The following is a 5853-nucleotide window of genomic DNA, read 5'->3' as shown; positions in this document are numbered from 1 at the left end:
GTTCTTCATTACTTGCGAAAATTCCTGCGGAATTTTCACGGGTTCGTAAATGTTTGCTAACTTAGTTGCCTAACCACGCAACTAACCATACACAAACACGTTAGCGCCAAGCAGACACATCTATTTACATTTAGGCATTCTAAAAGTCTGTATCTCTTATGCTGGACTAAACACTCGAACGAATAACCAAAATGAGGAGTATTACGGAACAACAACGCAGGACTAATTAACCGTTAGCACCTACTCTATTATTTGTTTCTGTCCATCGTGATTTCATACCTACGCTCAAAACACGCGAAAATTAAATAATGCCGGTCGCTAACATTGTGTATATTTAATTGCTTGGGTCTTGCTCATGTGGAAATTCCTGCGGAATTTCCCCGCGTTCGGTCAATTTTTGCTAAATTAGATCCTTAATCGCGCAACTAATCATACACCGCCCGTTGTAAAACATTGGACCAAACTATATGAATGTAAAAAAAATACTATTTGACTTTGGCAGTTTTATTTTTGCAGGATTAACTTTTCTCGGATTTATAATAATTTATGCTGGAATTGGAGGAAGAGGAAGATATAATCCGACAAGTGATACTAATTGGTATTTTGTTGGAACAGGTATCATACTTATTTTACCCTTTGTTATCTATATGATTAAAACAAAACTTATGCTAAAAAAATCTTCGGACGAAAATGTTGAGCGGATAAATGACTTGATTAGAACTGGAGACAAAGTAATTATTGATTTAGACAAATTAGAAATTCAAAGTAATAGCTACAAACAAGAAATAGAAGTTGGAAGCGGATATAATACACGAAATGAATATGTCGATGTTGATCATAATGTAATTCTAATAGACGTTCCATATAAAAATGAATCAATTAAATATAAATTAAACATTGATATGGATTCTACTAAATTAAAAATGCATTTTACGATTAAAGAGAAAACTGAATTATATGTTGACTCTGAAAATCCGAACAACAACTATTTGGATTTAAGATTTTTAGAAAGTTGAATAAAAAAACGTTTTACAACACCGTGTATAATTAATTGCTAGCTTCTAGCCTACTTGCGAATATTCCTGCGGAATATTCACGGGTTCGTAAAAGTTTGCTAATTTAGTTGCTTAACCACGCAACTAACCATACACAAACACGTTGTAAACAATTTGAAAAAACGCACAATCAAATACGGAATTATAAGCATAATTGGAATCTATTTGATTTTCCAATTTCTTCCAGTTGGTGATTATTGTTCAGGTCTTGGTAATTTTTTGAGTTCTCTTTTTATAATCGGACTTTTAATTTTAATAGTATTTATTTTAGCAATTCGGAATCTAATTAGAATTAAAAAAAAGAAAGAAAAATTTGATTTTATTCCTTTAATAATTACACTGTTTTTTGGAGTAATGTGGTATTTTTTAGTGGATATGACTGATAAAAAATTCTGGACTGAAGAATCGTTAGTCAGTTTTGTGGAAATGGAAGGAACGCCAAATAGCGGAACATTAGTACTTTTTAAAAATGGTTCTTTCGGAGCTTCCTATCATCGTGCTGATTATAGTTGTACTTATCAAGGGAATTATGTGATAGTTGACAATCGACTTACTCTCAAACGAACAGATTTAAGCGAATTAACGCATAAAATTTTCACGACTGAATATTTGATTAATCGAAAGGACAGTATATTAAAGCCAACGAAAGACGGATTCAAGGAAATCGGAATTTCAAAAATGAACGAATAAAAAACTGTTTACAACAAAGTATATAATCCATTGCTAGTTCTAGCCTACTTACGAATATTCCTGCGGAATATTCTATTCGGTTTTTATTTGCTAAATTAGTTGCTTACACACGCAACGTATCATATACAGAACCGTTGTGTGTAATTTGAGAAACGAAATGATAACATTCAAAATTGATGGTAAAAAATTGACTGATTGGAATTCATTTCACTCGGAATTTAAAGCTACATTAAATTTTCCAGATTATTATGGCGAAAATATAGATGCTTGGATTGATTGTGTTGACGATTTGACTGAAAAGCCAACTATATTGCAAATTGAGAATGGTAAATTCTTAAAAGAAAATGCACCTGACTTATTCAATGCGATTTTGGAATGTGGTGCATTTGTAAATTATAGAAAAACATAAATTGGAGAACAACCAAATTTAATAATTGCGACCGATTCCTGATTCTGATGAAACAAACTATTACAAAAAACGAGAAAGCTTTTAAGATTTTGAACAAACTCATTCTAAATGGATTTTACGATGGAAGTATTAGTCCTGAAAGGTTTGAGTTAACACCAACTCGTTTTACCAATAACTATAGATTGATTGGGATTTTGAATAAAGAAAATAAATTCGAATTGAAGTTTGCCTATAAATATCCAATGAACATTGCATCTAAAGTCGCTATTGGAGTCGGAATTTTGATTTCTATAATTTCAATGGTTAAGGGAAATTGGCTTATTCCTGTTTTCTTTTTTGTAATTCCTTTTTTAATAACATACATAGGATTTAAAATAAAAGAAAGAAAAGAGATTGACCTTTTTACAAGTAAGTACTTGGAATTTTATAAAACGGAATATGAAACGTAATAAAAAAAACTACACACAACACCGTGTATAATTAATTGCTAGGTTCTAGCCTACTTGCGAAAATTCCTGCGGAATTTTCACGGGTTCGTAAATGTTTGTTAACTTAGTTGCCTAACCACGCAACTAACCATACACAAACACGTTAGCTGTAATATGAGCAAAACGACCAGAATAGAGTATTTAAAGTTAAAAAGAGCTGAATATAAAAATCGAATTAATATCGAGAAAAAAGAGAATGCACTAAATCAATTTTTGACCGAATTAAATAGTTTGGAATCTGAATTAGGAAAAATCGTTTCTTTAGACATAGATATAGAAAATATTGCTCAACCGACTCTGATTGACAAACCTGAAAAACCAATCTATACGGAATTAAGGTTTAAAACAATTGAGGAGGAATTGTATGTTAAGAATGAAATCAAAAACTGGATTTTGGAACAGAAATCTGATAGACTTTTAATTAAGAATGAGCTCCTTATCGACAGAACTAACTGGCTGGAAATTAAATCGGAATTGTTAATTCGGAACTTCGATTTACTTTTTGACAAACTGAATATTATTTACACGTTAATGTTCTCACCTGAAAATGGAAATTTTATTAACTCTTTCGAATTTGAATATGATGTGACAATTTACAAAGGAAATTTAAAGGAAAAAGAAATAAAATACTACAGCTAACACCGTGTATAATTAATTGCTGTGTTCTTCCCTACTTGCGAAAATTCCTGCGGAATTTTCACGGGTTCGTTAAAGTTTGCTAACTTAGTCGCTAAACCACGCAACTAACCATACACAAACACGTTATACCTCACCTGAAAAACTTACTCGAACAAAAATTGAATGAAAAAATATATTGACTACAAAAATGATATTTCGGAAACTGAACTATATGATGGCTTGGTTGGTTATGGACTTTTTGCAGAAAAAATACCCAACTTTTTGACTAGTGTTGATTTTTTAGCTTTTTCAAAAACACTGACTTTTCCAGTAAATAATAAGCCAAAAGATTTTATAAGATATTCTAGTATGCGGAATATAAATATCCCAAGACCAATGGCGATTCCTGAACCATTTGCTTATTCAAATCAAGTAAAGTCTTTATCAGACAATTGGACAAAATTAAAGAATCACTTCAGAAATAAAACTATAAACGATTCTTTTAAAATCAGTAGAATTCATTTGAGAAAACTTGAAAATAAGTTTGAACTTTTTGAAATGAATTACAAAAATTTTTCTAAAGATGGCGACCCTGAGCAAGACATAGTTATTAAAAGTAAATACGTAGCATTAGCGGACATTTCAAGTTGTTTTCCTAGCATTTATAGTCACTCAATTTCTTGGGCATTAGTAGGAAAGCCTTATGCAAAGTCAAAATCAAAGCCAGCTGACAAAAATGAGTGGTTTAATCAGTTAGATTTTAATACAAGGAACCTAAAACACGGAGAAACTAACGGAGTACTAATTGGACCACATTCTTCAAACTTAATATCAGAAATAATCCTTGTTTCGGTCGATAACGAGCTAACTCAACAAGGTTTTAAGTACATAAGAAATATTGACGACTATACTTGCTATGTAGACTCGTACGAAGAAGCTGATAGATTCTTTATGTGCTTATCAGAAGAATTAAAAAACTATGAATTGGTTTTAAATAGTAAGAAGTCCAAAATTATTGCATTGCCTTTAGCAAGTGTAAAAAATTGGGTTACAAAATTGAACCATTTCAATTTCACAAACAGCTATGTTGTTAACAACAAACAAGCTATTAGAGTCAAAGAATTAAAAGGTTTTATCAACTTTGCAATTGAGCTGATGTTAGATGAAGACTCAGACGCTTCGATACTAAATTATGCTATCAAAATAATTTCCGATAAGCATTTAGGTTCTAACGCAAAAGATTATTACCTAAAGCAAATTCACCATTTAGTTTTACTTTATCCATATTTAACTAATTTACTTGAGAAAAAAGTATTTGAACCGCACAAAATAGACAAGAATATTATAAAGAATATTGCTCAAGACATATACACATATGGACTTAAGAAAAAGATTTACGAAGCTTGTTCTTATGCAATATATTGGGCAATTAAATATGACTTTGAACTTGAAATAACTACAATCAAACAGGATTCAATAAGTTCAATGGACTGTGTATTTTTAATGATTGCATATCAATATGACAAAAAGCATAATAAAAAAGCATACTTAAAAGAATACAAAGACCTTTCTAAAAATCTAAAAAGAGACGATTTCGACAGATATTGGCTCTACATTTATGAAACATTACCGTGGACTGAATTAACCGACAATTATAGAACAATGAAAAAAAATGGCTTGACTTTTATAAAACCAGAATTCAATTAAAAAAAGGCGAAGGCATAACACCGTATAAAATTAATTGCTTGGTTAAAGCTTACTTACGAAAGTCCTCTCGGACTTTCTATCTGTGATTTATTTGCTAACTTTAGTGCTTAAAACACGCAACTAATCTTATACAAACACGTTGTGCGCAAGCAAGACAAACCATCGTAATTGAATGATATTTAAAGGAGTAAACAATCAAACTGTTGAGTTCAAGATAACAAATTATCAGTTTCCTGAAATAACGAATTGTGAATATGATTCAAATTGGCTGTTGATTTATTTAAAAGTAAAAAGCGATTTTGGAAATTGGGAAACGGTTGACCCATCACTTTTAGTTAGAGATTTAAAAGACATTATCGAATGGTTTGAGAAACTCTCGAATGACATTGAAGCGGACTCTGATTCACTCGTGTTTATGGAACCAAATTTGGTATTTGAACTGACTAAAATAATCGCCGGCAAAAAGCGAATTCGAATAAAATTTGACTTGGAATCTCCCCATCCGAATGCTAAAGATGAAAAAGAATTTTATGTAGATTGTGAATATAATAATACAGAGTTAAAACTAATAGCGTCTGAATTAAAAAAAGAAGCGGAATTATTTCCTGAACGTGCATTCACAAATAGAAAATAATCAACCTTAATGTTTTTAAATATTTAGCTGATTCTATTTTAAAAAAAGAATAAAAGCCAGCGCACAACACCGTGTATAATTAATTGCTAAGTTCTTCCCTACTTGCGAAAATTCCTGCGGAATTTTCACGGGTTCGTAAAAGTTTGCTAACTTAGTTGCCCAACCACGCAACTAACCATACACAAACACGTTAGCGCCAAGCAGACACATCAACCCTTATCTAGGCAACCTAAAAGTCCGTATTTCTTATGA

7 protein-coding genes are annotated in these 5853 nt (G+C 31.3%); all 7 read left to right on the top strand.

Translation table 11 applies throughout. The annotated features are described in order from the left end of the window. Positions 1 to 467 precede the first annotated feature (467 nt). Positions 468 to 1016 (top strand): hypothetical protein, encoded by a 549-nt coding sequence (locus ACFQ13_RS06280; RefSeq protein ID WP_386115324.1) that lies wholly within the window; start codon positions 468 to 470, stop codon positions 1014 to 1016. A gap of 153 nt (positions 1017 to 1169) precedes the next feature. Next, on the top strand, positions 1170 to 1745 hold the full coding sequence (locus tag ACFQ13_RS06275; RefSeq protein WP_386115322.1) for a hypothetical protein: 576 nt from the start codon (positions 1170 to 1172) through the stop codon (positions 1743 to 1745). 157 nt (positions 1746 to 1902) lie between these two features. Then, positions 1903 to 2154, top strand: coding sequence for a barstar family protein (locus ACFQ13_RS06270; protein WP_386115321.1), 252 nt, complete (start codon positions 1903 to 1905; stop codon positions 2152 to 2154). A gap of 47 nt (positions 2155 to 2201) precedes the next feature. Beyond that, positions 2202 to 2603 (top strand): hypothetical protein, encoded by a 402-nt coding sequence (locus ACFQ13_RS06265; protein ID WP_386115318.1) that lies wholly within the window; start codon positions 2202 to 2204, stop codon positions 2601 to 2603. Between the two features lie 153 nt (positions 2604 to 2756). After that, positions 2757 to 3281, top strand: a complete 525-nt coding sequence (locus ACFQ13_RS06260) for a hypothetical protein (protein ID WP_386115316.1) — start codon at positions 2757 to 2759, stop codon at positions 3279 to 3281. A gap of 162 nt (positions 3282 to 3443) precedes the next feature. Next, positions 3444 to 4967 carry an RNA-directed DNA polymerase gene (locus tag ACFQ13_RS06255; protein ID WP_386115314.1) on the top strand — a complete coding sequence of 508 codons (1524 nt, stop codon included), beginning with the start codon at positions 3444 to 3446 and terminating at the stop codon, positions 4965 to 4967. Between the two features lie 172 nt (positions 4968 to 5139). Further along, entirely contained in the window at positions 5140 to 5601 is a 462-nt protein-coding gene (locus tag ACFQ13_RS06250; RefSeq protein WP_386115312.1) for a WapI family immunity protein, read from the top strand. The last annotated feature ends 252 nt before the right edge of the window (positions 5602 to 5853 follow it).

This window comes from Winogradskyella rapida, assembly GCF_042675845.1.
In the GTDB taxonomy this organism is placed as follows: domain Bacteria; phylum Bacteroidota; class Bacteroidia; order Flavobacteriales; family Flavobacteriaceae; genus Winogradskyella; species Winogradskyella rapida.
Note: the sequence above shows the minus strand (reverse complement) of the source record. Positions and strands in the feature narration are given on the sequence as shown.

What these genes read in the sequence shown, in the direction of transcription:
- ACFQ13_RS06280 (WP_386115324.1), top strand. Translation starts at nt 468, where the DNA reads ATGAATGTAAAAAAAATACTATTTGACTTTGGCAGTTTTATTTTTGCA.
- ACFQ13_RS06270 (WP_386115321.1), top strand. Translation starts at nt 1,903, where the DNA reads ATGATAACATTCAAAATTGATGGTAAAAAATTGACTGATTGGAATTCA.
- ACFQ13_RS06265 (WP_386115318.1), top strand. Translation starts at nt 2,202, where the DNA reads ATGAAACAAACTATTACAAAAAACGAGAAAGCTTTTAAGATTTTGAAC.
- ACFQ13_RS06260 (WP_386115316.1), top strand. Translation starts at nt 2,757, where the DNA reads ATGAGCAAAACGACCAGAATAGAGTATTTAAAGTTAAAAAGAGCTGAA.
- ACFQ13_RS06255 (WP_386115314.1), top strand. Translation starts at nt 3,444, where the DNA reads ATGAAAAAATATATTGACTACAAAAATGATATTTCGGAAACTGAACTA.
- ACFQ13_RS06250 (WP_386115312.1), top strand. Translation starts at nt 5,140, where the DNA reads ATGATATTTAAAGGAGTAAACAATCAAACTGTTGAGTTCAAGATAACA.